Genomic DNA, 24,755 nt, shown 5'->3' on the forward strand with positions numbered 1-24,755 from the left:
GCCCCGACGCGAGGTTCACTGTAGCAGAGCGCCCTGGGGATAAGCGATCGATCCGACCCGGCCAGGCTCAATCGCGCCACTTCGGCGTTCTGCCAACGCCGCCAGATATAAGGGCTTCGGCAGCCGCCAACAACCGGCCGGGTGTGGACAGCCGGCCGGCCGCGACAACTTGCCGGATGCCTCGGCAGATCGCTGCGAACGTTTCGCGCCGAGGGGCCGCTGGGCGTGTGAACGCCCTATTCCACCGTGACCGACTTCGCCAGATTTCGAGGCTGGTCGACGTCGGTGCCCATCACCACGGCGGTGTGATAGGCGAGCAGTTGCACCGGGATGGCATAGACCATCGGGGTGAACGCCGAAGGCATGTCGGGCATCACGATCGTCACCATCGACTCGACCGTCGCCTCCTCGGCGCCCTTGGCGTCGGTCATCAGGATGATCCGGCCGCCGCGGGCCGCGACCTCCTGCATGTTGGAGACGGTCTTCTCAAACACCCGGTCGTAAGGCGCGATCACCACCACCGGCATCTTCTCGTCGATCAGCGCGATCGGGCCGTGCTTCAGCTCGCCGGCGGCATAGCCCTCGGCGTGGATGTAGGAGATTTCCTTCAGCTTCAGCGCGCCTTCCAGCGCCAGTGGATACGACGTGCCGCGGCCGAGATAGAGCACGTCCTGGGCTTTGGAGATGTCGCGCGCCAGCCGCTCGATCTGCGGCTCGTGGGTCAGCGCCGCAGCCATCAGGCGGGGCAATTCGATCAGGCCGTGCACCAGCTTGGCTTCGTCGTCATCGGTCAAGGTACCGCACGCCCGTCCCGCCGCGATCGCCAGCGCCGCCAGCGCAGTGAGCTGGCAGGTGAACGCCTTGGTCGAGGCGACGCCGATCTCGGGGCCAGCCAGGGTCGGCATCACCACTTCGCTCTCGCGGGCAATGGTCGAGGTCGGCACGTTGACCACCGACAGCGTGTGCAGCCCCTGCTCCTTGGCGTAGCGCAGCGCCGCCAGCGTGTCGGCGGTTTCGCCCGACTGCGAGATGAAGACCGCCAGATCGCCGCTGCGCAGCGGCGCCTCGCGGTAGCGGAATTCCGACGCGATATCGATCTCGACCGGCAGCCGCGCAAAACGTTCGAACCAGTACTTGGCGACATAGCCGGCGTAGTTCGCCGTGCCGCAAGCGGTGATCGACAGATGCTGCACATCCTTGAAGTCGAACGGCAGCTTCATCGGCAGCGCGATCCGCTCGCTCGCCATGTCGAGATAGCGCGCCAGCGTGTGGCCGACGACTTCCGGCTGCTCGTGGATCTCCTTGGCCATGAAGTGGCGATAGTTGGCCTTGTCGACCACAAACGACGAGGCGCCCGACTTCATCACGTCGCGCTTGACGACGTCGCCCTTGGCATCGCGGACTTCGGCGCTGTTGTGGGTCAGCACCACCCAATCGCCGTCGTCGAGATAGCTGATGTCATCGGTGAGCGGCGCCAGCGCGATCGCGTCCGAGCCGAGATACATCTCGCCATCGCCATAGCCGATCGCCAGCGGCGAGCCCTTGCGGGCGCCGATCATCAGATCGTCATAGCCCTTGAACACGAAGGCCAGTGCAAACGCGCCGCGCAGCCGCGGCAACGCCGCCTTCACCGCGTCCTGCGGCGACAGCCCCTTGGACAGGAACGAGTTGACCAGATGCGCCACCACTTCGGTGTCGGTCTCGCTGGCGAAGGTCGCACCGCCACCTTCGAGCTCGTCACGCAGCTCGCGGAAGTTCTCGATGATGCCGTTATGCACGACCGCAACGCCAGACGCCGCATGCGGGTGCGCATTGGCCTCGTTGGGCTTGCCGTGTGTCGCCCACCGGGTGTGGCCGATCCCGACATGGCCGGCCAATGGCTGCCGCTTCAACACCGCTTCGAGATTCTTCAACTTGCCTTCGGCCCGGCGGCGCACGAGCTCGCCGTCTTCGAGCGTTGCGACCCCGGCCGAGTCATAACCTCGGTACTCGAGCCGCTTCAGCGAATCGACCAGCTGCTCCGCAACCGGTCCACGTCCCAGAATTCCGATGATGCCGCACATGCGGTTGAATAATCCCCAGTTCGCCGGGCGACCTGCCGACGCTCCTGACTTCTAGCGGCTTCTGTGAAAGCCTTGGTAGTCAACAATTATTGCGATTTGACACAAGGTTAAGCCAAACCGGCGGCTTCAATGCGCCTTCGGCTTGCGATGCCGCGACTTGGCGTCCCGGAAGCGCTTGGCCCAGCCGTCCTTGGCGGTCTGCGCGTTGCGCTCGACTGCCAGCGCGTCGTCCGGCACGTCCTTGGTGATCACCGAACCCGAGCCAACATAGGCGCCGGTACCGATCTTGACGGGCGCGACCAGCGAGGAATTCGAGCCGATGAAAGCCCCCGCCCCGATCTCGGTCTTGTGCTTGTCGAAGCCATCGTAGTTGCAGGTGATGGTGCCGGCACCGATGTTGGCCGACGCACCGATGTGGGCATCACCAATATAGGTCAGGTGATTGACCTTGGCGCCGGCGTCGATCTGTGCGGCTTTGGTCTCGACGAAATTGCCGATCTTGGCACCGTCGCCGAGCGACGTTCCCGGCCGCAACCGCGCATAGGGACCGACCTGCGCCTTGCTGCCGATCTTTGCTTCGGAAAGGTGCGAGAACGAGTGGATCACCGCGCCGTCGGCAATCGACACGCCAGGGCCGATCACCACGAACGGCTCGATTACCACATCCTTGCCGAACGTCGTGTCGGCGGCGAGATACACGGTCTCCGGCGCGATCAGCGTCACCCCGGCCGCCATCGCGGCCTGGCGGAGACGGGTCTGCATTACGGTCTCGGCCTCGGCGAGCTGCGCCTTGGTGTTGATGCCGCGAACCTCGTCCTCGCTGGTTTCGATCACGCTGGCGGTCAGGCCGAGGTCGCGAACGATCCCAACCGCATCGGTCAGGTAGTATTCGCCCTTGGCATTGGCGTTGCCGATCTTGTCGAGCACGTCGAGCGCGATCTTGCCGTCGATCGCCATCACACCAGCGTTGCACAGCGTGATCTTCAGTTCATCGGCGCTGGCGTCCGCCTGCTCACGGATCGCTGTCAGCTTGCCGTCCTCGACCACCAGACGGCCATAGCCGGTCGGATCGGCCGCGCGGAAACCGAGCACCACCAGAGACGAGCCATTGTGCAGCGGCTGGCGCAGACGGGCGAATGTCTCGGCCGAGATCAGCGGGGTGTCGCCGAACGCGATCAGCAGATCGTCGGCGCCCTGGGCGATTGCCTCGCGAGCCGCCAGCACCGCATGCGCGGTCCCGAGCCGCTGCGCCTGGATATGGATGGCCGCGTCAGAGCGGACTCGTTTGGCCTCCTCGCCGACCGCCTGATGATCCGGACCGATCACCACCGCGAGCCGGTCGTGTTCGCCATGCGGCGCCGCGCTCAGCACGTGGGAAAGCAGCGAGCGGCCGGCGACCGGGTTCAGTACCTTCGGCAGTGAAGATCGCATCCGCGTACCCTCGCCCGCGGCAAGCACGATCGTCAGGCTGTTTCTGGCAGTCATTTCAACATCCATGGTCTGGTGATGCGGCCCTCATAAAGGGTTTTGCCACGAAGGGGAAACGGGTTTGCGGCTCAAGCGCGACCCACCTGAAAACGGCAATTCCCTGATACTGTTGGGCATCTGATTCGCGTTGCGCGCTTCAAGGCTTTGAGACCATCCGATGGCCAGAAAAACCGACGATCTGGCAGACAGCTTCGCGACCGAGGAAACGGGCGGCTGGCTGACCCGGCTGCTGGCAGATGAAGAAGAGCTCAACACCCAGGACAAATGGCGCCTGGGATCGTGGGCGGTTGCCTCGCTCGGTGCCGTCGTGCTCGCCGTTATGGCGGTCCAGAACGCCACCGACCGGCGCCGCGAGCAGACGGCGGCGGCGGACGTCGCTCAGCAGTCGCAGATGATCCAGCGCCTCGCCAAGGACACCCAGACGGCCACCAGCCGGCTCACTGCGGCGATCGAGTCGCTGAATACTGACCGCGACCGGCTGTATGCGCGCGTCGGCACGCTCGAACAGGGCCTGGACTCGGTCACAGGCTCGATCGCGCGGGTGCAGGCGAGCGGCAGCAAGCCGCACTCGCCCTCGGCTGACAATCCGATGGACCGTTGGGGACCGGCCGCAACCCTGCCGGAGATCCCCACCAAGGAGACGCCCCCACCTGCGCCGCCGGTCGCTCCGGTCGAAACCAAGCCGAATACGCCCGCCGCGCCTGCCAAGAAGCTGGGTGCGATCGAACCTGCGTCCAACGCGGCCGCTCCGGCGTCATCTCCTGCGGTCGCTGCGGCGGCTGCAATGACACCCGCTCCAGCCAAGCCGGAAGAGCCGGCCGCGGCCCAAGCTCCTGCTGCTGTGGAGGCGAAAAAGCCGTCGGATGACAAGGCGGTGGCGGAGAAACCTCAGGAGAGATCTCGACTCGACAAGCCGCGGCTGGAGCCGGCCCCGCCGGAGCGGCCCGCGGCGCAGACGACGGCGGCGATGATTTCGACCACGCCGTTGATGCCGTCGCGGTCGATCCTGGCGCCGCCTGATCCCGGCGCCGCCAAGCTGCTCGAACCTAAGGCGGCGACGTCGCCGGAAGAGACCAGCGAAGACGCCGAGGCTGCCGCGGAGACGCCGGCGCCGCGCACTGACTTCGGCGTCGACCTCGGTGCCGCCAACACCGTCGAGGGGCTGCGCGGGTTGTGGCGCAAGCTGTCGAAAACGCAGAAGGCGCTCAAGGGCCTGCAGCCAATCATCATGATCAAGGAAAACGGCAACGCCACCCAGTTGCGGCTGGTCGCCGGTCCGATCGCTGACGCCGCCGCCGCGGCCAAGGTCTGCGCGGCGCTCGGCAGCGCGGATCGCGCCTGCGAAGCTTCGGTCTATGACGGCCAGCGTCTGCCGATGGCGGCGCCAGTGAGCGCGCCCCAACCGGCGCCGCAGCGCCCGGTCCGCCGGCATCGCGAGCGCGTGACATTGCAGCAGCCAGAACCGCCGCCGCCGCCGCCGGCACCAGCGCAGGATGCACCTCCGCCGCCGCGGCCGGCCACCCTGTCATCGATCCTCGGCATCCGCTAAAAGCCCGGAGCGGCCTCGGTCACGAACGCCGCGTCAGCTTGTTAGCCCCCTCGAAGCGCAGCATAATCACGCTATGAAGAAAAAGCCGTTCCGCCTTACTCCGTATCAGGTGCAATTCCTGCTGATGGTCGGTTTCCTGACCGTCGGCTATGCGCTGTACCTGCGCTACCTCGCGATCGAGCTGTCGACCGTGGCCTTGGCCTGCGACGCCGGATTGCGCTCGATGCTGTGCAAAGCCCGATTGCTGATGACGTATCTGTTTCAGAATTCGGTATTCGGCATTGCCGCGTTGGTGATCGCGGCGCTGCACTTCATCCGGCCGTCGATCGTGCTGCTCACCGGCGGCGTGATCTGCGCCGGCCTCGGCATCGTGCTCTACAATATTGGCCTGTCCGGGATCGCGATCGGGCTGCTTATTTTGGGGTTTGCGCGACCCGCGCCCGCCACAGCGTGAGCGCGAGCATCGCGTAAACTGCGCAGGTCCACAGCGACTGCCAGTTCTTCGGCCCTTCGTTGAACACCGTGTACAGCGCACAGACGGCGAACAGGCCGGCGAACGAGGCTTCGGCGATCGGCCGGAGCCCCTGCTGCGGCCGGTTCAGCAGCATCAGCAGGAACAGCGGCACCACCGCCATCGTCAGCGACGCGAACGGGAAGTCGCGGTAGCGCGGATCGAAGGTGAAGCCGAGCGCGGTCTGGGCGCCGATCAGCACGGTGACCGCCACAGCCAGACCAAGCGCCCACGTCGCAAACGAGTGCGACCGGTCTTCGCGCGGCCCGAACAGATCCAGGAAGGTCGGAAGCGGCCGGCCGGACATCAGCGCATGCGCGCCAAGGATCGGCGTCAAAATGCCGCTGGCGAGCAGCAGGCTCCACTGCGCCCAGCGCCCGACGCCGTAGCTTTCGACCAGCAGCTTGTCGACCGCGATACCGAGCAGGACGCCAGCGACCGTCGCAGACGTGCCGACCGCCAGCCAGGAGATCAGCCGCGGCGCCCACGGGCGCCGACGCAGCGTCAGGATCGCGGTCAGGAACACCAAAACGCTCAGCGTCATGCCGGCGGCAGCGTCGAGCTTCCAATACGGGAAGTTGCTGATCGGCACGCCGGCCGGATACTTCTCGGCGCGGTTGTCGGCGTCGATCAGGCCCCAATAACCGCCGACGGTGCCTTCGAGGTCGCGCTTCCAAGGCTGGTCGTAGGCTTCGATCAGATTGACGCGGAAGTTCTCCGCCTTGGCGAGAGCGAGGATCTCCGACACCACCCGCGCCTGGTTGGCACGCGACGGCAAAGCGCCTTCCCGCATCCGGCCGGCGCTCGGCCAACCGGTTTCGCCGATCAGGATTTCCTTGCCCGGGAACGCGACCGCAACCTGCTTGCGGATCGCGTCGACGTGGTTCGCGGCGTAGCGGGCGCGGACCGGCATGTCCTCCCAGTACGGCAGGATATGGATCGTGACGAAATCGACCGCGTCGTAGATCTCGCGGTTACGCAGCCAGTATTCCCAAACGTCCGCATAGGTCACCGGCACCTTCGCTTGCGCCTTCACCAGCCGGATAGTCGCAGCCAGATCCGCCGTCGTCATCTCGCCGCGAAGCAAGACTTCGTTGCCGACCACCAGACCTGTGATCACGTCCGGATAGGCTTTGGTGAGTCCGACCGCGGTTGCGATCTGCGCAAGGTTCTTCGAGCGGTCGTTCGACAGCCAGATGCCCTGCAGCACCTTCAGCCCGACCTTGGCGGCGAGCGGCGGCAGCTGGTCGAGGCCGTTATCGATCGAATAGGTACGAACGCACTTCGAGATCTTGGCGAGCTGCGCCATATCCTGCGCGATCTGCTCGGCGTCGATATGCGTCGTCGGATCGAGCGGCGTCTGCGCGCCGCGGAACGGCGCGTACGAGACGCATTCCAGTTTGGAGTTGGCTTCGATCGGCGCTCGTTCGAGCGTGATCGGCGTGGCGATCCACCACCACACACCGAAGATCATGGCCAACGAGATCGGGATCAACAACAGCGGCGTGCGCAAGGATTTGGATTCCGTCCGTTGCAAAAAGGGTCCCGTCGATTAGCCGCTCGCGACCGATCTGCCAAGGCCGCCTTGTGCACTGCGCCGTTCAGCCGCCACGACGACAGACGTTCTTCCGCCATCAATTCGTCGCCATGCACCGAAGGACGAACTGCCATTGCTGGACAAAATCAAAAATGTCCTTCATGGGATTCTGCCGAGGGCCACGCCCTATCGGCGACGAATTCAAGCGGCATCAGGTGGATGGACCGGCGCCGCGATGGCCCGGCAACGAGATCGGGGACACGATGCGACGAGTATTCCTTGAGTTCCAGAACGCGATGCTGCGTTGCCTGGCCGTGAGCGGTCTTGCTCTGTCGGTCGGCGTCGGCGGCGCGATCGCCCAGAGCGGCGATCTGCGCGCCCAGGACCAGACGCAGAAGCCGCCGGCGGCCGCCAATAATCAGCCGGCTCAGTCGACTGCCGACGCGCTCAAGGAAAGCCAGAAGAAGACCGACGAATTCGCCGAAGCTGCGCAGGCAATCAACGGCCCCGCCGGCAATCCCGAATGCGTCTGGCTCGGCCGCCGCGTCGTGGTGCTGATGTGGCGCGACGACCTCGACACCGCATTCCGTCACCTCGACATGTACGATCGCTTCGGCTGCCCGACGGGTCACATTCAGGCGGCATTCAGGTGTGTCGTGCGATCTGGTCCTATCGATCCGAAAGCTCCCGACAGCCTCAGCGGACGCGTGCACGCATGCTGGATCAATCCGACCGCCCAGCAGCAGCCTGCCGCAGCGGCCGCAACGCCTCCCGGTCCGGCCGCCAAGCCGGCGCAAGCGCCTGCCCCGCAGCAACCGGCGGCTCCGGCCCCCGCACCTGCGAAATAACTCCGCGGCGCGCTGGAACGTTCGGGATTTTCTCGGGTTTGGTCGCCGGACGCCCTCAATTCGCCATGGGGTCGGCCGAGTTGCTTGGACACGGGGCGCATCCGTGCAGTGATGCGCCCACGATGTGGACAGACCTCGGGGACGGGTTAGTCCACCTGCCAAACTGGCCCCTTATGGTTTAGTCGCGATGCGCGCTGTCGTCGCCGTTCTGCTTTTCGTCACCGCCGCTCACGCCGGGCTCTGGGGCCTCCTTCGGGAGAAACAACAAGCCGCCGACTTCACCGGCATGCTACCGAGCGTGTCCTACGCGCCGTTCGACGGCTCCGGCCATCCGGACGTCGACAACTTCCCGACCGCTGAGCGGATCCGCTCCGACCTGAAGAAGCTGTCGGCGCAGACCCGCGCCATCCGTCTGTATTCGTCGACCGGCGGTCCCGAGATGGTGCCGCCGATCGCCAATGAATTTGGCCTGAAGGTCAATGTCGGCGCCTGGATCGACAAAGACGTCACCCGCAACGAGCGCGAGATCCAGGCCGCGATCGACCTCGCCAAGCACAATGCCAATGTCAGCGGCATCGTGGTCGGCAACGAAACGGTGTATCGCGGCGATCAGATCCCGCTGGAAAATCTCGGGCTGAGCGAGGAAGAGCGCTATCGGCTGGTCGCCGAAGAGAACCAGCGGGTCCGCGACGCCGAAGCGCAACCGGCCGACAAACGTGACGAAGCGGTGCGCTGGGCCACGGCCGAAAACAACGTCCGCCGTCTGACCCGGCTGATCCAGCGCGTGAAGTCTCAGGTCAAAGCGCCGGTCACCTCTGGCGAAATCTGGAACATCTGGCTCGAGCACCCCGAGCTCGCCTCCTCGGTCGACTTCATCGCCGCACACGTCCTGCCTTACTGGGAAGGCTTCTCCGCCAAGCAGGCGGTCGATCAGGCGATGATCATCTATCAGAAGCTGCGCGAGGCCTTCCCCGGCAAGCGCATTGTGATCGCCGAATTCGGCTGGCCGAGCGCGGGCTATAACCGCAAGGCCGCGGTGCCCGGTCAATTCGAACAGGCGGTGACGCTGCGCAACTTCGTCAGCCGCGCCGACTCGATCGGCATGGAATACAACATCGTTGAAGCGATCGATCAGCCCTGGAAGTTCTTCGAAGGCGGCGTCGGTCCGTATTGGGGCTTCCTCGACGCCTCGCGCCAGCCGAAGTTCGCCTGGACCGGCCCGGTGGTCGATCCGAACTACTGGAAGCTCGCCGTCATCGCGCTGCTGGTCGGCATCCTGCTGTCGCTGCCGATCCTGCAGCTCGCCGCGCCGACGGCGATGCAGACGCTGTTGCTCTCCGCCGCCGCACACGGTGCCGGCGCCTGGGCCGCGACGGTGTTCGCCTATTGGAACGGCCACTATTTCCTGTTCGGCTCGGCCTTCGCGCTGACACTCGGCATGATCCTGCTGGTGCCGCTGGTGGCCATCGCCCTCGCCCGGATCGAGGAAATCTCGGCGGTCGCCTTCGGCCGCAAGCCGCGCCGCCTGATCACCCGCGCCCTCACCGACGCTCAGGAAGCCCGGCGCAACGCCGCGCTCGCCAAGGGCGAACCGGTGACCTTCCCCAAGGTCTCGATCCACGTCCCGGCGTATTTCGAACCGCCGGAGATGCTGAAGCAGACGCTGGATGCGCTGGCGCGGCTCGATTACCCGAACTTCGAAGTCGTGGTGATCATCAACAACACGCCCGACCCGGCCTTCACCCAGCCGATCCAGGATCACTGCCGCGAGCTCGGCGAGCGCTTCAAGTTCATCAACGCCGAGAAGGTCAAAGGCTTCAAGGCCGGCGCGCTGCGGATCGCGATGGAGCGCACCGCGGTCGATGCCGAGATCATCGGCATCATCGACGCCGACTATGTGGTGACGCCGGACTGGCTGAAGGACCTCGTCCCCGCGTTCGACGATCCGCGAGTCGGCCTGGTGCAGGCGCCGCAGGAGCATCGCGACGGCGACCGCTCGCTGATGCACTACATCATGAACGGCGAATATGCCGGGTTCTTCGACATCGGCATGGTCCAGCGCAACGAGTACAACGGCATCATCGTGCACGGCACGATGTGCCTGATCCGCCGCGCCGCGATGGACATGGCCGGCGGCTGGTCGAGCGACACCATCTGCGAGGACTCCGATCTCGGCCTCGAGATCATGGAGCACGGCTGGCTCACCCACTACACCAACACCCGCTACGGCTACGGCCTGCTGCCGGACACCTATGAGGCGTTCAAGAAGCAGCGGCATCGCTGGGCCTATGGCGGCTTCCAGATCATCAAGAAGCACTGGCGCCGATTCCTGCCAGGCAACAGCCGCCTTTCCCGCGACCAGCGCCGCGAATTCGGCCTCGGCTGGCTGAACTGGCTCGGCGCCGAAAGCCTCGGCGTGGTGGTAGCGATCCTCAACCTGATCTGGGTGCCGATTGTCGCGTTCGCCGACATCGCGATTCCCGACAAGATCCTCACCCTGCCGATCATCGCCTCCTTCATCGTCACGCTGGCGCACTTCCTGGTGCTGTACCGGCTGCGGGTGAAGATCGGCGTGCCGCAGATGCTGGGGGCGATGATCGCGGCGATGTCGGTGCAGTGGACGGTGTCACGCGCCGTCGCCCAGGGCCTGATCACCGAGCACCTCGCCTTCGCCCGCACCTCCAAGGGCGGCCTGACGATGATGTCGGTGGAATTCCAGGCGTTCTGGGAAGCCGTGATCGGCGTGCTGCTACTGATCGGCGCCGCGATCCTGGTGGTCTCCAACAGCAACATCCAGATCACCGAGATCTACATCTTCGCCGGCGTCTTGGTACTGCAGAGCCTGCCGTTCCTGGCGGCGGTGGCGATCGCAATTCTGGAGAACTCGCGAATCAACCAGTTCGGCTGGTGGACCGCGACCGCGGTGCGGACCGCCGAATTGATCGGCCTGCGCCCCGTCGCCCTGCCGACCCCGATCCCGGCGCCGCAGAAGGTCGCCTCCGAACTTCACCGCGACGCGTAAGCGCGTCGCGGTCGTGCGCGCCAGCTGATTGGTTGCACGAGGAAGATTGGATAAATATCTGTGGGCTTGAGCCAATTCGGCTTTGGCTGCGGCTGGCGCGGTTACCGCGGGTATTGACCCCGCCGGCCCTGCCCCCTACACAGCGCCTCACGTGAGCGCGTAGCTCAGCCGGTAGAGCACGTGACTTTTAATCATGGGGTCGAGGGTTCGAGTCCCTCCGCGCTCACCATGCTATTTAATTGGGTTAGAGGGATAGAGTGTAGGTTCCGGGCGACGGAAGCAACTCCGGGCCACATAAGGGGCCGTATGTTGTCCGCTTAACCACTTTACAGAGGGTTGTAAGGCAGACTCGCCTTGCAGCAGGACCAGCGTCAAGGACGTGAAATGAATTGGGAACCGGCCCACGCCGATCATTCCATCGACAACGTTCAGGTTTTGTTTAGCTTTTCGGAGCCGATCGACCCTGACTCCTTCGATGAGGTAATAATCCCACTTCGTCAGGCGACATCCAAGCACAATCTAACGAACAGAATTGAGGCCCAAGAGCCCACGCCGCCTGCCATCCCGGAGAAAGGGATAGCAATCAAAATCGGGGGCCCAACAACTCGTCGAGTTATTTTTCGGCGCATGGCTGAGAACGATGTCGTTTCAGAATTCAGCTTAGGAGTTCGATCGCTCAAACTTATGACATCCAGATATCAGAGGTGGGCACCTTTCTTCACTGTGCTGTCTGACGTCTGCCATGCGATTGATCAGGCTTGGTCGATAAGCAGTAACGTAAAGTCGATTCGAGTCCAGTATATCGATCGTTTTGTATCTCAGCCTGGCGGCGCCGATCATTTTGAAGTGCTTTCAAAAGCCTGCCCATCCATTGCTCTACCCACAACTGACGCGATGGCGGCCTTTCATGTCCATACAGGCTGGTTTGACTACGATAGTCTTCCAAAAGGTCGCATCTTGACGAACATCAACATAGACGCAAATGACATACGCTTCTCAACACAACCCGCGGTACGCCGCGAGCTATTGATCCTAACCCTGCGGCAAATCGAGTCTGCAACCAACGCCCTCAACGATCCGTTGAATCTTACGGATCACCTCCATAAGGAGTTGAAAACACTGTTTCGACAGCTTATTTCTGATGAAGCAGCGACTCGCATTGGTTTGACGGTATAGCAATGATTTCTGCAACAGAAGCAGCTACTGTTGCCTATTTGAGCATGACAAATGCAGCGCTATCTTCAGGTGCTAGCAGGCCGGCTGTTCCAAATATCCGAAACATCGAAGATTGGGAGGCCTATCGGCCTCCTACTCAGATCATTGTCGATTGCTCCGGAATCGCCGAGACGGCAAAGGCCATTGACATCCCAGTGAGCGTGACAACTCCAGCGGACGCGTCAGTTGCCCAGCTTCTTCGATTTGAAAAGCTAGACGCTAATTGGGACGGATTTGGCGCCGCAAAGCCCGATGCTGAATCCGCCAAGGCTGCTCGTGCGTTCATCCGCAAGCTCGCCCCTGAGAGCTTGGTGCCGACACCAGCATTGCATGCTAATGGCAGCACTATTCTCTATTTTAAAGGCCACGAATCCTACGTTGAACTTGAGTTCACCGGAAGTCACATTGAGTATTTTGCGCGCCAGGGCAACCAAGAATGGGAAAGCGAGTTTTTGCTCGATGGAGAACTGCCTGCAGCGCTGCAAGGAATTGGTTTCTCGATCTAGTCGATCGTTCCGGCTGTCGTAATGCCGAAAAAAGCGCGGCCAGAGAAGATCGTTGCCTAGCGATCAACCGGCATTGCGAAGATCAACGATGCGAAACCAAGACTATGGGACGCCATGGAAGTCCGGGGCCCGTGAAAGATTCGGAAGATTTGTATCGTATTCTAATAGCGCCTACTGATATCGTCCTAACAGCCGAGCAGATTGCGGTCACAGCTATTACTCACTCCGAAACCATCGGAATGAGCGTCCTGCGGCAGAGCGCAGAAAATGCTGAATTTCAGAAGATAATCTCCGAGCGTACGGCACGCGAAGGACGGGAGTTCTTTGGAATCATACGACTAAAATGCGGCGAAGTTAGATCACTGGCCTCCGTGGCTGACGCTCCCGGTCGGAAAGCCGGCGATCGACACTATATTGTGCTCGACACCGACATGGCTGGCCTTCCCAATCACGCAGATATCTTCAATACGGTGCCGCGATCCGATTCCGAAAAACCAACTTCAAACAAAAAGGTTTGGCGCCGCGAAAGAGATAAGCTCCTCTCCTTAGCGAATGAGAATATTTTAAGACGAGACAGTTTTCGAGGAGGTCAGCTCTGAACCCTGAGTTCCGCCGCGCTGGCAGTATGCTGATGCACGGCGCAGTAAGCGACACCCGAACCACGTCGGCTACGCCATTATGCCCGGCTGGGTGGGTCGATCGTGTCTTTGCCGCCTCGTGAGGTCTTCCGCTCCAGCGAGGCTGAGCTGACTACTCAGGCGTGGGTTGTCCACTAGCCCAATCATACGTGAATTCATCTTCGGCATCTCGCGGGTCCTTCCAAATGGGGACCGGCCAAGCGATTCCAAATAGCAATTCGCCCCGCCGCTCCGTGAGCTCGATTCGACCGGGAGTGCGCGCACCTCGGGCCTTTTGGCAATCCGCTGGTCCACAATAAAGCGGCCTAACCCGGCACCTGGATACCGCCTTACGACCAACGGATCACGCGGTACTCACGAAAATTTGAGCCGGCTCAATGTTCGGTCGGGGGGGAGCGGGTCATTATGCGCGCCATCGAGGGCCGCAACGCGGCTCGGCGATGCGCAGAAACCCCATTATGAGGTCTCAAAATGGCTGACAAGACGCTGACCGGCCTGACGGTCGAGGAGTCCGAAGAGCTCCACAAGCACGTGATCGATGGCACCCGCATTTTCGGTGCGATCGCGATCGTCGCGCACTTCCTCGCCTACGTTTACTCGCCCTGGCTGCACTAATTAGCTGCCCAAAGGAGTATAGAATATGAATCAAGCTCGTATCTGGACTGTGGTGAAGCCGACCGTCGGTCTCCCGCTCCTGCTCGGCAGCGTCACCGTGATCGCGATCCTGGTGCACTTCGCTGTGCTGTCGCACACCACCTGGTTCTCGAAGTACTGGAACGGTAAGGCCGCGGCGATCGAGTCGTCGGTCAACGTCGGCTAATCAATACTGCTCTTCTGAGCTGTGTTGCCAAACCGGGCTCCGAAAGGGGCCCGGTTTTCGTTTGGGGGTACGCTGCCGCGGCGAGCCTTTGAACGCCCTCCCGCGGCGAGCGGTCAGGCCCTCGCCTTCGGCGCAGCCAGCGCTGTCGCGGTGCGCTTGATGGTCTTGGCGACCAACAGCGCCTGCTCCTTGGTCAGGGCGAAGTCCTGCACGCCCTTTTGGGTGGTCAGCGACAGGATCATCACCTCCGGCTGAGCCTCCGGCCAGCCGGTGGCGAAGGCGGTGACGAAATCGGCCGAGGTCGAGCGCTGGGTCATCGAACGAAACTCCTTGGAAAAGCTCGCGGCTCATTGGCCGAAACCGGCCGCGCTGGCAAGCATCCGCAAGGCTAAGTCGCCCAGGCTGCGTCACCGCGCCGGCACGAACGCCGTCACCTCGAGCTCGACCTTGGCCCGGGGATCGACCAGCCCGCCGATATAGAGCAGCGTCGACGGCGGAAAGTGCCGGCCCAGCGTCTCCTTCCAGGCCGCACCGATTCCGGCCCCAGCGGCCTCGTATTCGGCGCGGCTGGTGAGATACCAGGTCAGCCGTACGATGTGCTCTGGGCCGGCGCCAGCCTCCGCCAGCAGCCGGGTCACGCGGCGCAGCGCGGCGCCGACTTGCGCGGCGAGATCGTCCGATTCGTACTCGCCCTGATCATTGGTGCCGGTCTGGCCCGCCAGCACCAGCCACTGGCCGGGACCGTTGAAGGCGACGCCGTGCGCGAAGCCCCGCGGCTTGGCCCATCCATCCGGTTGCAGCACCCGCATCGTCGATCCTCCCTTGGTCACCGGCTTGTTCGCCGCTTTGACGCCAATTGCGCGCACAAGCGGCGGCGGAAATCAACCGCAGCGGCCGCAGACAGGCCTCTGCGGCGCGGCGGTTGCCAAGCCTGCCGTTGTCGAAGATAGAGCGACTTCAGGAAACGCCGACGCCATCAACGAGCCAAACCGCCGCGATGACCCGCTCTCCCTCGATGTTGAAGGCCGCGCTATGGATGGCCGGCTGGCTCGCGCTGATGGTGATCGTCGCCGTCGCAGGCCGCGAGACGCTGCGCGAATTGAGCGTGTTTCAAGTGATGGAACTGCGCTCGCTGATCGGCTTCGCGATGCTGTACCCGCTGATCCACAAGGCCGGCGGGCTGACCGCGATGGCGACGGCACGGCCGCTCGCACATCTGAGCCGCAACCTGGTGCACTACGCCGCGCAGATCGGCTGGTTCTACGCGCTGACGCTGATCTCGATCGGCCAGGTCGTGTCGATCGAGTTCACCATGCCGATCTGGATCGCAATCCTGGCCGCGACCTTCCTCGGCGAACACATGAACGTCTGGAAGATCACCGCGGTCGTGCTCGGGCTGATCGGCGTCGTGGTGATCGTCCGTCCCGCCACCTCGTCGGTCGACCCGGGACAATTGATCGCACTCGGCGCCGCCGTCGGCTTCGGCATTTCGGTCACACTGATGAAGTCGCTGACCCGCACCGAGAGCACGCTCGCAATCATCTTCTGGATGCTGATCATCCAGAGCGCCGCCGGCCTGGTGCCGGCGCTGTGGCTGTGGCAATGGCCGTCGGCCTATGTCTGGGCCTGGATCGTGATCATCGCATTCTGCGGCACGTTCTCGCACTACTGCATGGCGCGGGCGCTGACTTACGCGGACGCCACCATCGTGGTGCCGATGGATTTCCTGCGGGTGCCGCTGTCGGCAACCGCGGGCTGGCTGCTGTATGGCGAGCGGCTCGATGCCTACACGGTGATCGGCGCCGCGCTGATCCTGACCGGCAACCTGCTCAATCTGCGCGGCGGACCGCGGCCGCCCGCCGCAGCCCCGACGCGGAATGCGCGCTAGTCGTCGAGGCCGGCGGCCTTGCGCAGCGCGGCGTTGATGCGGTCCTGCCAGCCCGGGCCGCCCTCCTGGAAGTGTTCCAGCACGGCCTGATCGATCCGCAGCGACACCATTTCCTTCACGCCCGGCACTGCCTGCCGCTTCGGCGGTGCTTCCACCGGCTTGGCCGTAACCTTCTTGAAGGCGGCCTCCGCCTCGGTGCGGGCATCGTTCAGCGTGCGGGGTCGGCGGGGCGGCTGCGACATGGCGGTTTTCTCGGCAGGTTGAGCAGACTTAAGGCGTTGACGAGACTCGCCGAATGACCGGCGAGCCCACTCCGCGACAGCTGAACAAATGCCGCGCATCGCGGCGCACAAGACTCAGCTGTGACGGAATTTCTTACGGTTGATCACGCCCTCTTGCGGGCCGCAATAGTAATTGAATCGCTAACGAGCACGTTCGCAATCGAGATGTCGGCAGCCAAGCTCGCGCGAGGCGTGCAGTGCAGAATCGAATTTCTCAAAACGAACGCATTTGTGTTGCGACATCGTCAGAGTTCCTAGTGTATAGTTCGTGCAACTGAGGTGATGATCACTTCAGTCGAACACGGGCCTGACGTTTCAGTTCATTCGAACTCTCAGGCCATTCAATCAATCAGGTCCAACGCTTTTGGAAGATGAGGAGGTCACGATGCCGGCGATTGCTGAAGTCCTGTCGACCAACGTTCCTCGTCCCGCACCACGCGGCAGCGATCTCCCGACCTGCCCAGTCTGCGCCGACTCGATGGTCGCAGCCGAAGCATCGGCCTATCTCACCGAAAGCGTGGTGAGCTATCTGTGGACCTGCGACACCTGCGGCTATGGTTTCGTCACCAAGCACTCGGTAAAACGTTTTTCCTGCAACTAATCGGGCGACCGACGAGGCGCTCATGTCTGGGATCGCTCCCGACCGCATCGGACCACCTCCGATGACGACGGGAACGGTCACGTAAAGATCGACGCCTCAACATCGGCAACACTGCGGGATCGCCATCAGCTTCATGAGGCTGCTCCGCCGCTCCTCGCGCCCTGCTGCTCAACGCGCATTGACCCCGCACGCTGAGTGGCGATATCGCCTTGTGCGAGGAAACTCGGTCGAGCACTCTGTTAGGACAAACAAGCTACGATCGCCCTCACGCTCCCAAATTTCTCGACGTGGTGCCATCGGCGCTTCTCTTTGTCCCGCGCTTGCGCCGGTAAGCCAATCCTCTCTGGCTTTCGCGACCGAACGCCTGCACCGCCGATTGCGTGCGATACAGGCCGAATGATCCGGGCGGAATCCCGATCAAACGCGACGCCATCCGCGATTGGGCACCCAAAGATTGGGACGGATTGCCACTTCTAAAAGACGCATTGCAAAGCGGGCCCGCTTCCACCCGTCTTCCATTAAGTTCCCGACAGCAATCCCCTTCTTAGCATCTGATCCTGACGCTCCCGATTTCCGGGGATGAGGACCGACCCTCCGCGCAATTACACCATGCGCGCCGGCTCGCAGACCACTCATCGCGTCGGTTGGCACTTGGCATAATAGCGAACGGCTAAAATGTACTCTGCACTCGACCGATCTTGGACAGATCAGCTTTCACAGAAAGCTATTCAGAAAGCAACCGAGCTCAATCTGCCTCTCAATCCGGAGATTTACGAAGTTCTCTTTGTGTACTTCCTCGGCTCACACAAATCATTGAATACCGCGTTCGATGCGTTGACCGCACAGACCAGCAGCCCCGCAGCTCGCGATCTCGCACGGCTCCACCAAACCCACCTCTCCGCTCGTTCGACCGCCGGACGCATCGACTCGATCGGCGAGTCCGTTCGCGACCAAACCACCAGCATCGCCACTGCGATCACGACCGCGTCGACGGCGACGGCGCATTACCAACACGTGCTCGCAACGGCCGGTCACGTGCTGCAGCTCAAGTCAACGAGCGGCAGCGCGCGGTTCGCGATCGACAAGATCATCGCGTGGACTGAACACATCAGTTCAACGAATGCGCTGCTGGTCCAGCAACTGCAATTTGCCGCCGAAAGAGTCGCGGCTCTCCAACAACAACTCGACGATGTCCGCAAGGATGCAATGACCGACCCTCTGACCGGCGTCGGCAACCGGAAGCTATTCGACCTCACTTTGTCACGCACATTACCGCGAGCGACCGAGGACGAACCGCTGTCGCTGCTTCTGATCGACGTGAACCATTTCAAGGATTTCAACGACACGTACGGCCACGCCGTCGGAGACGACATCCTTCGGCTGATCGCCAGAACCTTGCAGGACAGCGTTCGCGAGGGTGAGCTTGTATGCCGTGTCGGCGGCGATGAATTCGCGACGATTTTGCCTGAACAATCGCTTCACGATGCACTCGCCATGGGCGAACGGATTAGCACTCAAATCACGCAACGGAAGCTCTACCGGCGCTCCACAAAGCAGACGATCGGACGGTTGAGCGTCTCCATCGGAGCATCCGAGTGGAACACGGGCGATACCGCAGAGACGCTATTCGAGAAAGCCGACCACTGGATGTACGCGGCGAAACGTGCGTCTCAGACTCAAGCGCCTCCTATCGATGAGAGCGCTCCAAGTCGGCAGATTCGGTCGCCCACCGCCCTCGTTTGGCACGACTCCTATAGCTGCGGGCACCTGACCATCGATACACAACACCGCGCGCTTTTCGATCTGGCCAACAAGTACCTCGCCTGCGGTGCTGACGGTGGAGACTGTGATCGCATCGCACGATCTATCGTCGCGGCGGTTACCAAGCATTTTGCCAGCGAAGAGGCTGTCCTGCGAGCACATGGCTACGAAGAGCTCGGCGCTCACATCGCCGAACACACACGCCTTCTTGCCGAGCTGAAGGACCGGGTATGCGCCGTTCTGGCCGGGCAACAGCCACGCGACCACCTGAGCGACTTCATCATCCAGTCGGTCGTTCTCGGCCATCTCATGCACGATGACCGACGCTTCTTCGCAATCGTCACTCAAACTTCAAGCCACGCAAACGGAGGACCACGGCCTAAGCACGAGAAGTGCGCTTCCCCCTGATGAAGTACGCACCTACTGCAAAGAACTCCATCCGCCAGACTCCAAGCTCTGCACAAGTGGAACCGCTCCCATGACGATCACTTGGAAACCATCTCACGCGATAGACAATGGCATTATTGATGAGGACCACAGGGCCATCATTCAAGCCATCAGGTCCATCTACAGCCTGCTGGGCGACAACGAAGACGCAGTCCAGATCCTCGCAGCAACCCGAGAACTCCGAACGCTAGCCGAAGCGCACTTCGCTCGCGAAGAGCATCTGCAGGAGCTTCTCGACTTTCCCAATCGGGACGCCCATCGCGATGAACATATCGATCTGCTGAATGAAATTGACCTGCTTCTACGCGAGCTCGAAACGGCTGCCGAGAAGGTGTCGAGTGCCATGCGATTTCAGCTGAAAGGCTTCTTTCATCGATGGATTCTTGACCACGCCCTGGCGTCAGACCTCGAGATGCAACCGTACTTGGCCCCCACCATCAGTTCCGATAACCGCATTTGGCAAGCCGACAATGAGCTCGAAGACCGTTACTGCGACAGCTTTACGATTCACTGATCGCACACCAGCGAGTTCTCCCGCCCGGATCACGGTCATCACCGACTCGTCGGTCCGCACGAAGAGGCTCAAGCAAGCGTTGCAGCGGCATATCAACGTTCAATACGTGACACTGCCGAAGACCTGCGCCCGACTGTCCTCGGACGATCAGCTCATCGTCTGGGCTGACCTCAAATCGGTCGAGACCATCTTTGCAATTCGTAAGTTTCTGGATCAGAACCGGGGCGTCACGCAGCGCATCTTCCTGATCGAGGATCGTATCCATCCCGCATCAGCCCAAGCATACGCGTTGGGGGCGACACACGTCCTGATCGTCGATCAGTCGATGACGTCGCTTCACCGGTTCTTGCGTGATTCCGCTGCCCACAACCCGGATGCCGAGACCGAGGCCGCGGCACAGCGTAGCGCCCAAATGTTGGAAGCTTCGTTCACGGCCATGAGCAATGGCGAACTCGTGGACATCGATGGACTTCAAGATTGCGCCGATTCGACCATCAGCCGCCTCAATCGCCACGGCCTCTCTGGCTGGCTCGGCGTCGTTCGCCGCCATCATAAGGCCACCTATCAGCACGTCCTCCTGGTGAGCGGCGTGTTGGTGGACTTTGGCATCAGCCTTGGGCTTCGGCACGCTGATCTGCGAACGCTTCATCTGGCGGCCATGCTGCACGATATTGGAAAAGCAAAGATCCCGCTCAGCATTCTGGACAAACCAGGCCGACTCGAGCCCCAGGAACGACTGATCATCGAACGGCACCCCTCGATTGGCTTCGACGCATTGCAGGACAATCCCCGCGTGACGCGTGAAATTCTTGACGGTGTGAGACACCACCACGAGTATCTCGACGGCAGCGGGTACCCCGATCGGCTGTCCGGCAGTGAGATCAGCGACATCGTTCGAATGCTGACCATCGCCGACATCTTCGGTGCGCTGATCGAGGAACGGTCGTACAAGCCTCCGATGCCTCGTCAGCAGGCCTACAACATCCTGCTCCAGATGACGACGAGGCTCGAAACCCCACTCGTGTCAGCGTTCGAGACGGTCGCCCTCGAACGTTGAACTCACAATCTGGGACGAGGCTGCTGGTAGCAATTGGCCTCAAGGCAGCCCAATGCCGGCTCCAACGTTGCATGCGCTCTGGGAAGAAAGAAATGACGGCATGCCAAATGCCGCCCAATCCCAGCCTATGGAATGGCTAAACCTTCCACCGGGCCGCCAAGACGGTGATCATCCTTCGTCGGTCAGGTCATGCGAAGGAAGATATCGAGGGACCTTCCGCCCTCGCCGCCCGCACGACCTGCCGCCATCAGGGGAATCCGATCGGCTCGCGCGTCGGATGGGCTACAGCCATATTGCGCTCGGAACGCACGGCTGAACTCCTGCGGACTAACAAACCCGACGCTAAGGGCAATCTGGGCAATCCGTCTCGTCTCGTTTGGATCGCTGAGAGCTCGACAAGCCTGCGCCAGCCGATAATTCCTGATGTACGCGGCTACGCCTCCGTGCGGCTCAAACAGCCGATACAGCAGGCTCCGCGACACGCCGAGCCCGCTCGCAAGAGTTGCAGGAGACAACCTGGGATTGGCAAGCTGCGCTCTGACGATGCGCCGGGCCCGCTCGCCGAGGCCCATCACCACTCCATCGCGCACCTCACCAAGGCTCCGTGAGCCTGGCACAAGACACGCAGACAGCATCGCCTCTGTCGCCTTGGCGATACCTGGAGCGTCATCCTGCTTCACATGCGCCAATTGCCGCTCGAGCGCCAAAAGGTAGTCCGAAAGCAAGGAGGCAAGCGGAGACTGAAGGATGCTGTTGTTGAGCTTGTCTAATGCCGCCGCGTCCTTTGCAAACAAATCGCGCGGAATGAACACCATCAACGTCTCGATATCATTCATCTCACCGTGGCAGGCCTGCCCCAGCGAGTAGAATCCGATTTGACCAAATCGTTCGCTCGCGTTTCCGGCCGCCTTACGATCGCCAGCGATCGTGCAATTCGATCCAGACTTCAGAAGATAGAGATACCAATGGTCGGCGAGCGCCCGGCGAACGGCTTGCGTATCCCGCTTGAACTTGGCCCCGGGGTTCTTCTCCTGGCAAACCGCGATGGCGCCCAGATCCCAAGTCGCCAATTCGACAGGCCGTGTCAGCGATTTGGCAGAGTTTGGCTCGAGATCTGCAACATCGCGCAGCTTCTCTCGCCAGGCGTCAAACCGATCTTGGCTGGAAAGGTCTGCCGTCGAGAAACGCGCAGGCTTGAGCAAGCGATCTGAATTGGCCGTCTTCGGCATCTCATACTCTCCGAACGATCGCCCGTTTGCTTCTCCCTGCTGTCAACGATCAAATGATACATCAACATAGTGAGGCCCACCCCCAAGGGACATGATACTCCACGAGTAGATCCCGTGAAGTACCACAACCGCATGGTTGGTTTCACCCTGCCCGACTAACTACGCTCCACGCCCGCGCCATCCCCCTATGGATTCGCCGGGTATCAGTCAGAACTTCGAGCTTGATTTGTCAGGAAAACGGTTAGTTCGAATCCTCGAATACGGGTTTTCCTGACAAGGCGAGAGCCCCCTTAGTTTGAAGGGCGTCTAGCCATGACCTCTGAGCATCGACCAGAGGACGTCGCCCAACGGCGTCAAACTAATGCCTGAATTCAGGCGCCAGGGGCTGGTCGCTCGATCAAGCTATTGAAACGGCCCGGCATGGGCCAGCACAGGCGCGCAGGCGAGCGCCGCGTAGTGCGCGGCGCGGGCGATTCAGCGCGGCAGATCACCCCGTTCCCAGCCCGCGCGGGTGCGGAGCCTGAACTCTTCGAACTGACCGGCGGCGATCGCGGCGCGGATGTCGCGCATCAGCCTTTGGTAGTAGGCAATGTTGATCTCGGACAGCAGCATCGCGCCGAGCGTCTCGCTCGACTTCACCAGGTGATGCAGATACGCCCGCGAACAGTTGCGGGTCGAGGGCCAGTCGCTCTCCTCGTCGAGCGGCCGCGGATCGTCGGCGTGCTTGGCGTTGCGCAGGTTGATCGGGCCATACTGCGTGAACGCCAGACCGTGGCGGCCATTACGGGTCGGCATCACGCAGTCGAACATATCGATGCCGCGTGCCACCGCCTCCAGCATGTCCTCCGGCGTTCCGACGCCCATCAGATAGCGGGGCCGCTCCGCGGGCAGGATCGGCGCCGCCTCCTCGATCATCGACAGCATCACGTCCTGCGGCTCGCCGACCGCGAGGCCGCCGATCGCATAGCCGTGGAAGCCGATGTCGATCAGCCCCTGCGCCGAGGCGTGGCGCAGCTCCGGCACGTCGCCGCCCTGCACGATGCCGAACAGCATGTAGCCGTCCGGCGCGGTTTCGAACGCGCGCTTGCAGCGCTCCGCCCAGCGCAGCGACAACTGCATCGCCCGCTCGATATCGGCGCGATCGGCCGGCAGCCGCACGCATTCGTCGAGCTGCATTGCGATGTCCGAGCCGAGCAGACGCTGCACCTCAATCGCACGCTCCGGCGACAATTCGATCGCCGCGCCATCGATATGCGAGCGGAACGTCACCGCCTGTTCGTTGACTTTGCGAAGCTGTGCCAGCGACATCACCTGGAAGCCACCGGAGTCGGTCAGCATCGGACCGTTCCAGGTGGTGAATCGCTGCAAGCCGCCGAGCGCCGCGATCCGCTCTGCGCCGGGCCGCAGCATCAGGTGATAGGTGTTGCCGAGCACGATATCGGCGCCGGCGTCGCGGACTTCGCGCCAGTGCAGCCCCTTCATGGCGCCCGCGGTGCCGACCGGCATGAAGGCCGGGGTACGAACGATGCCATGCGGCGTGGTGAGCCGGCCGGTGCGCGCGGCGCCGTCGGTCCCGAGCAGTTCGAAGTGATTGGGCACGGTCATGGGGTGATGTCGTTCCGGAACAGCAGGCTGGCGTCGCCGTAAGAGTAGAACCGATAGCCGGTTCGAATGGCGTGGGCGTAGGCCGCCTGCATGGTGTCGAGACCGCAGAATGCCGACACCAGCATGAACAGCGTCGACCGCGGCAGGTGGAAATTGGTCATCAGCACGTCGACGGCGCGGAAGCGATAGCCCGGCGTGATGAAGATCGAGGTCTCGTCGGCGAATGGCGCGATGCGGCCGTCATCGCGCGCCGCACTTTCCAGTAGGCGCAGCGACGTGGTCCCGACTGCGACGATCCGGCCGCCGGCTGCGCGCGCTGCGTTCAGCGCATCTGCAGTGCCGGAGCTGATCGTGCCCCATTCGGCGTGCATGCGATGCTCGCTGGTGTCCTCTGCCTTCACCGGCAGGAATGTCCCTGCCCCGACATGCAGCGTGAGCCGGTGCAGCCCGACGCCCCGCGCGGCCAGCGCGGCTTCGAGTTCGGTGGTGAAATGCAGCCCCGCGGTCGGCGCCGCGACCGCGCCCTCATTGGCGGCGAACATGGTCTGATAATCGGTGGTGTCCTGCGCGTCGGGCGGGCGCTTGGACGCGATATAGGGCGGCAGCGGCGTCGCGCCGACCTCCGCAATCGCCTGGTCGAGCACCGGGCCGTGGAACGAGAACGCCAGCGTCACCTCGCCGGCTTCGCCCTTGGCTTCGACGGTCGCGTCGAGATGACCGAGCAGGCAGACCCGGCCGTCATGGCCGAAGCGCACCACATCGCCCGGCAGCAGCTTCTTGGCCGGCTTGACCAACGCCTGCCAATGGGCGCCGTCGAGCCGCTTGATCAGCGTCGCTTCAATCTTTGGCTCGAGGCCGCGGCCGATCCGGCGACCGGTCAGCTGCGCCGCGATCACCCTTGTATCGTTGACCACCAGCTGATCGCCGGGCGCCAGCAGCGACGGCAAATCGCGCACGATCCGATCCTCGAGCGGCGCGCCGGGGCGCACCACCAGCATCCGCGCGGCATCGCGCGGGCTCACCGGCCGCAGCGCGATGTTCTCGGCAGGCAGATCGAAATCGAACAGATCGGTGCGCATGATTCCAGTACGTCATTGCCGGGCTCGACCCGGCAATCCATCCTCTTCAAAAAGATGGATGCCCGGGCCTCCGCCGCGCCGAAGAGGGCTACGGCC

At 62.7% G+C, this 24,755-nt stretch carries 23 protein-coding genes and 1 tRNA gene; 15 read left to right on the forward strand and 9 right to left on the reverse strand.

What is annotated here, in order from left to right:
- Positions 1 to 236: 236 nt before the first annotated feature.
- Positions 237 to 2,063, reverse strand: coding sequence for a glutamine--fructose-6-phosphate transaminase (isomerizing) (gene glmS, locus DY467_RS01160; RefSeq protein ID WP_164633712.1), 1,827 nt, complete (start codon positions 2,061 to 2,063; stop codon positions 237 to 239).
- 126 nt (positions 2,064 to 2,189) lie between these two features.
- Positions 2,190 to 3,548 (reverse strand): bifunctional UDP-N-acetylglucosamine diphosphorylase/glucosamine-1-phosphate N-acetyltransferase GlmU, encoded by a 1,359-nt coding sequence (gene glmU, locus DY467_RS01165; RefSeq protein WP_164633713.1) that lies wholly within the window; start codon positions 3,546 to 3,548, stop codon positions 2,190 to 2,192.
- Positions 3,549 to 3,708: 160 nt separating this feature from the next.
- Here glmU and DY467_RS01170 point away from each other — a divergent pair, with 160 nt between their 5' ends.
- Positions 3,709 to 5,100 (forward strand): SPOR domain-containing protein, encoded by a 1,392-nt coding sequence (locus DY467_RS01170; RefSeq protein WP_164633714.1) that lies wholly within the window; start codon positions 3,709 to 3,711, stop codon positions 5,098 to 5,100.
- A gap of 73 nt (positions 5,101 to 5,173) precedes the next feature.
- Positions 5,174 to 5,554 (forward strand): hypothetical protein, encoded by a 381-nt coding sequence (locus DY467_RS01175; protein WP_164633715.1) that lies wholly within the window; start codon positions 5,174 to 5,176, stop codon positions 5,552 to 5,554.
- On the opposite strand, the gene DY467_RS01180 is transcribed toward DY467_RS01175, so the two are convergent.
- Positions 5,514 to 7,124: a glycoside hydrolase family 17 protein gene (locus DY467_RS01180; RefSeq protein WP_164633716.1), complete on the reverse strand. Its 1,611-nt coding sequence runs from the start codon at positions 7,122 to 7,124 to the stop codon at positions 5,514 to 5,516. The two genes, DY467_RS01175 and DY467_RS01180, sit on opposite strands and share 41 nt — an antisense overlap.
- Positions 7,125 to 7,411: 287 nt before the next feature.
- Here DY467_RS01180 and DY467_RS01185 point away from each other — a divergent pair, with 287 nt between their 5' ends.
- From DY467_RS01185 to DY467_RS01220, 8 genes are all read left to right on the forward strand, one after another.
- Entirely contained in the window at positions 7,412 to 7,996 is a 585-nt protein-coding gene (locus DY467_RS01185; protein WP_107346595.1) for a beta-1-3, beta-1-6-glucan biosynthesis protein, read from the forward strand.
- A 187-nt stretch (positions 7,997 to 8,183) separates the two neighbouring features.
- On the forward strand, positions 8,184 to 11,018 hold the full coding sequence (locus DY467_RS01190; RefSeq protein ID WP_164633717.1) for a glycosyltransferase: 2,835 nt from the start codon (positions 8,184 to 8,186) through the stop codon (positions 11,016 to 11,018).
- A gap of 153 nt (positions 11,019 to 11,171) precedes the next feature.
- Positions 11,172 to 11,247: transfer RNA gene (locus DY467_RS01195), tRNA-Lys, on the forward strand.
- A 125-nt stretch (positions 11,248 to 11,372) separates the two neighbouring features.
- Positions 11,373 to 12,194: a TIGR04255 family protein gene (locus DY467_RS01200; protein WP_164633718.1), complete on the forward strand. Its 822-nt coding sequence runs from the start codon at positions 11,373 to 11,375 to the stop codon at positions 12,192 to 12,194.
- Between the two features lie 2 nt (positions 12,195 to 12,196).
- Positions 12,197 to 12,739 carry a hypothetical protein gene (locus tag DY467_RS01205; RefSeq protein WP_164633719.1) on the forward strand — a complete coding sequence of 181 codons (543 nt, stop codon included), beginning with the start codon at positions 12,197 to 12,199 and terminating at the stop codon, positions 12,737 to 12,739.
- A 131-nt stretch (positions 12,740 to 12,870) separates the two neighbouring features.
- Positions 12,871 to 13,338, forward strand: coding sequence for a hypothetical protein (locus tag DY467_RS01210; RefSeq protein WP_164633720.1), 468 nt, complete (start codon positions 12,871 to 12,873; stop codon positions 13,336 to 13,338).
- Positions 13,339 to 13,848: 510 nt separating this feature from the next.
- Positions 13,849 to 13,992, forward strand: coding sequence for a light-harvesting antenna LH1, beta subunit (gene pufB / locus DY467_RS01215; RefSeq protein WP_011158204.1), 144 nt, complete (start codon positions 13,849 to 13,851; stop codon positions 13,990 to 13,992).
- A gap of 25 nt (positions 13,993 to 14,017) precedes the next feature.
- Entirely contained in the window at positions 14,018 to 14,197 is a 180-nt protein-coding gene (locus tag DY467_RS01220) for a light-harvesting protein (protein WP_011158203.1), read from the forward strand.
- Between the two features lie 113 nt (positions 14,198 to 14,310).
- On the opposite strand, the gene DY467_RS01225 is transcribed toward DY467_RS01220, so the two are convergent.
- Together DY467_RS01225 and DY467_RS01230 are read right to left on the reverse strand one after the other, a co-directional pair.
- On the reverse strand, positions 14,311 to 14,514 hold the full coding sequence (locus DY467_RS01225) for a hypothetical protein (protein ID WP_011158202.1): 204 nt from the start codon (positions 14,512 to 14,514) through the stop codon (positions 14,311 to 14,313).
- Between the two features lie 90 nt (positions 14,515 to 14,604).
- Entirely contained in the window at positions 14,605 to 15,006 is a 402-nt protein-coding gene (locus DY467_RS01230) for a RidA family protein (protein ID WP_164633721.1), read from the reverse strand.
- Positions 15,007 to 15,194: 188 nt separating this feature from the next.
- Here DY467_RS01230 and DY467_RS01235 point away from each other — a divergent pair, with 188 nt between their 5' ends.
- Positions 15,195 to 16,085, forward strand: coding sequence for a DMT family transporter (locus DY467_RS01235; protein ID WP_164633722.1), 891 nt, complete (start codon positions 15,195 to 15,197; stop codon positions 16,083 to 16,085).
- Here DY467_RS01235 and DY467_RS01240 read toward each other — a convergent pair.
- A complete protein-coding gene (locus DY467_RS01240; RefSeq protein ID WP_107355705.1) occupies positions 16,082 to 16,327 on the reverse strand; it encodes a BrnA antitoxin family protein in 246 nt (81 codons plus the stop codon). The two genes, DY467_RS01235 and DY467_RS01240, sit on opposite strands and share 4 nt — an antisense overlap.
- A 424-nt stretch (positions 16,328 to 16,751) precedes the next feature.
- Between DY467_RS01240 and DY467_RS01245 the strand changes: the two genes are divergently transcribed.
- The 4 genes from DY467_RS01245 (at position 16,752) to DY467_RS01260 (ending at position 20,746) form a co-directional block, all read left to right on the forward strand.
- Positions 16,752 to 16,967 (forward strand): hypothetical protein, encoded by a 216-nt coding sequence (locus tag DY467_RS01245; RefSeq protein ID WP_013502561.1) that lies wholly within the window; start codon positions 16,752 to 16,754, stop codon positions 16,965 to 16,967.
- Between the two features lie 675 nt (positions 16,968 to 17,642).
- Positions 17,643 to 19,136, forward strand: coding sequence for a diguanylate cyclase domain-containing protein (locus DY467_RS01250; protein WP_164633723.1), 1,494 nt, complete (start codon positions 17,643 to 17,645; stop codon positions 19,134 to 19,136).
- Between the two features lie 70 nt (positions 19,137 to 19,206).
- Complete coding sequence (locus DY467_RS01255; RefSeq protein WP_164633724.1) at positions 19,207 to 19,689, forward strand: bacteriohemerythrin; 483 nt, start codon at positions 19,207 to 19,209, stop codon at positions 19,687 to 19,689.
- Positions 19,646 to 20,746: an HD-GYP domain-containing protein gene (locus DY467_RS01260; protein ID WP_205501908.1), complete on the forward strand. Its 1,101-nt coding sequence runs from the start codon at positions 19,646 to 19,648 to the stop codon at positions 20,744 to 20,746. Before DY467_RS01255 ends, DY467_RS01260 begins: the two co-directional genes overlap by 44 nt.
- Positions 20,747 to 20,928: 182 nt before the next feature.
- On the opposite strand, the gene DY467_RS01265 is transcribed toward DY467_RS01260, so the two are convergent.
- The 3 genes from DY467_RS01265 to queA all read right to left on the reverse strand — a co-directional run bounded on the left by DY467_RS01265 (position 20,929) and on the right by queA (position 24,659).
- On the reverse strand, positions 20,929 to 21,975 hold the full coding sequence (locus DY467_RS01265) for a helix-turn-helix domain-containing protein (RefSeq protein WP_164633725.1): 1,047 nt from the start codon (positions 21,973 to 21,975) through the stop codon (positions 20,929 to 20,931).
- A 474-nt stretch (positions 21,976 to 22,449) separates the two neighbouring features.
- On the reverse strand, positions 22,450 to 23,580 hold the full coding sequence (gene tgt, locus DY467_RS01270) for a tRNA guanosine(34) transglycosylase Tgt (RefSeq protein WP_164633726.1): 1,131 nt from the start codon (positions 23,578 to 23,580) through the stop codon (positions 22,450 to 22,452).
- On the reverse strand, positions 23,577 to 24,659 hold the full coding sequence (gene queA, locus DY467_RS01275; protein ID WP_164633727.1) for a tRNA preQ1(34) S-adenosylmethionine ribosyltransferase-isomerase QueA: 1,083 nt from the start codon (positions 24,657 to 24,659) through the stop codon (positions 23,577 to 23,579). The genes tgt and queA overlap by 4 nt, the downstream gene beginning before the upstream one ends.
- Between the last annotated feature and the right edge of the window lie 96 nt (positions 24,660 to 24,755).

It is taken from the genome of Rhodopseudomonas sp. BR0G17, assembly GCF_010907025.1.
Lineage (GTDB): Bacteria > Pseudomonadota > Alphaproteobacteria > Rhizobiales > Xanthobacteraceae > Rhodopseudomonas > Rhodopseudomonas palustris_H.

Bases quoted from the DNA above. Each gene is read 5' to 3' on its own strand.
- glmS (WP_164633712.1), bottom strand. From the start codon at position 2,063: ATGTGCGGCATCATCGGAATTCTGGGACGTGGACCGGTTGCGGAGCAG.
- glmU (WP_164633713.1), bottom strand. From the start codon at position 3,548: ATGACTGCCAGAAACAGCCTGACGATCGTGCTTGCCGCGGGCGAGGGT.
- DY467_RS01170 (WP_164633714.1), top strand. From the start codon at position 3,709: ATGGCCAGAAAAACCGACGATCTGGCAGACAGCTTCGCGACCGAGGAA.
- DY467_RS01175 (WP_164633715.1), top strand. From the start codon at position 5,174: ATGAAGAAAAAGCCGTTCCGCCTTACTCCGTATCAGGTGCAATTCCTG.
- DY467_RS01185 (WP_107346595.1), top strand. From the start codon at position 7,412: ATGCGACGAGTATTCCTTGAGTTCCAGAACGCGATGCTGCGTTGCCTG.
- DY467_RS01190 (WP_164633717.1), top strand. From the start codon at position 8,184: ATGCGCGCTGTCGTCGCCGTTCTGCTTTTCGTCACCGCCGCTCACGCC.
- DY467_RS01205 (WP_164633719.1), top strand. From the start codon at position 12,197: ATGATTTCTGCAACAGAAGCAGCTACTGTTGCCTATTTGAGCATGACA.
- pufB (WP_011158204.1), top strand. From the start codon at position 13,849: ATGGCTGACAAGACGCTGACCGGCCTGACGGTCGAGGAGTCCGAAGAG.
- DY467_RS01220 (WP_011158203.1), top strand. From the start codon at position 14,018: ATGAATCAAGCTCGTATCTGGACTGTGGTGAAGCCGACCGTCGGTCTC.
- DY467_RS01225 (WP_011158202.1), bottom strand. From the start codon at position 14,514: ATGACCCAGCGCTCGACCTCGGCCGATTTCGTCACCGCCTTCGCCACC.
- DY467_RS01230 (WP_164633721.1), bottom strand. From the start codon at position 15,006: ATGCGGGTGCTGCAACCGGATGGATGGGCCAAGCCGCGGGGCTTCGCG.
- DY467_RS01235 (WP_164633722.1), top strand. From the start codon at position 15,195: ATGACCCGCTCTCCCTCGATGTTGAAGGCCGCGCTATGGATGGCCGGC.
- DY467_RS01240 (WP_107355705.1), bottom strand. From the start codon at position 16,327: ATGTCGCAGCCGCCCCGCCGACCCCGCACGCTGAACGATGCCCGCACC.
- DY467_RS01245 (WP_013502561.1), top strand. From the start codon at position 16,752: ATGCCGGCGATTGCTGAAGTCCTGTCGACCAACGTTCCTCGTCCCGCA.
- DY467_RS01250 (WP_164633723.1), top strand. From the start codon at position 17,643: ATGTACTCTGCACTCGACCGATCTTGGACAGATCAGCTTTCACAGAAA.
- DY467_RS01255 (WP_164633724.1), top strand. From the start codon at position 19,207: ATGACGATCACTTGGAAACCATCTCACGCGATAGACAATGGCATTATT.
- DY467_RS01260 (WP_205501908.1), top strand. From the start codon at position 19,646: ATGAGCTCGAAGACCGTTACTGCGACAGCTTTACGATTCACTGATCGC.
- DY467_RS01265 (WP_164633725.1), bottom strand. From the start codon at position 21,975: ATGCCGAAGACGGCCAATTCAGATCGCTTGCTCAAGCCTGCGCGTTTC.
- tgt (WP_164633726.1), bottom strand. From the start codon at position 23,580: ATGACCGTGCCCAATCACTTCGAACTGCTCGGGACCGACGGCGCCGCG.
- queA (WP_164633727.1), bottom strand. From the start codon at position 24,659: ATGCGCACCGATCTGTTCGATTTCGATCTGCCTGCCGAGAACATCGCG.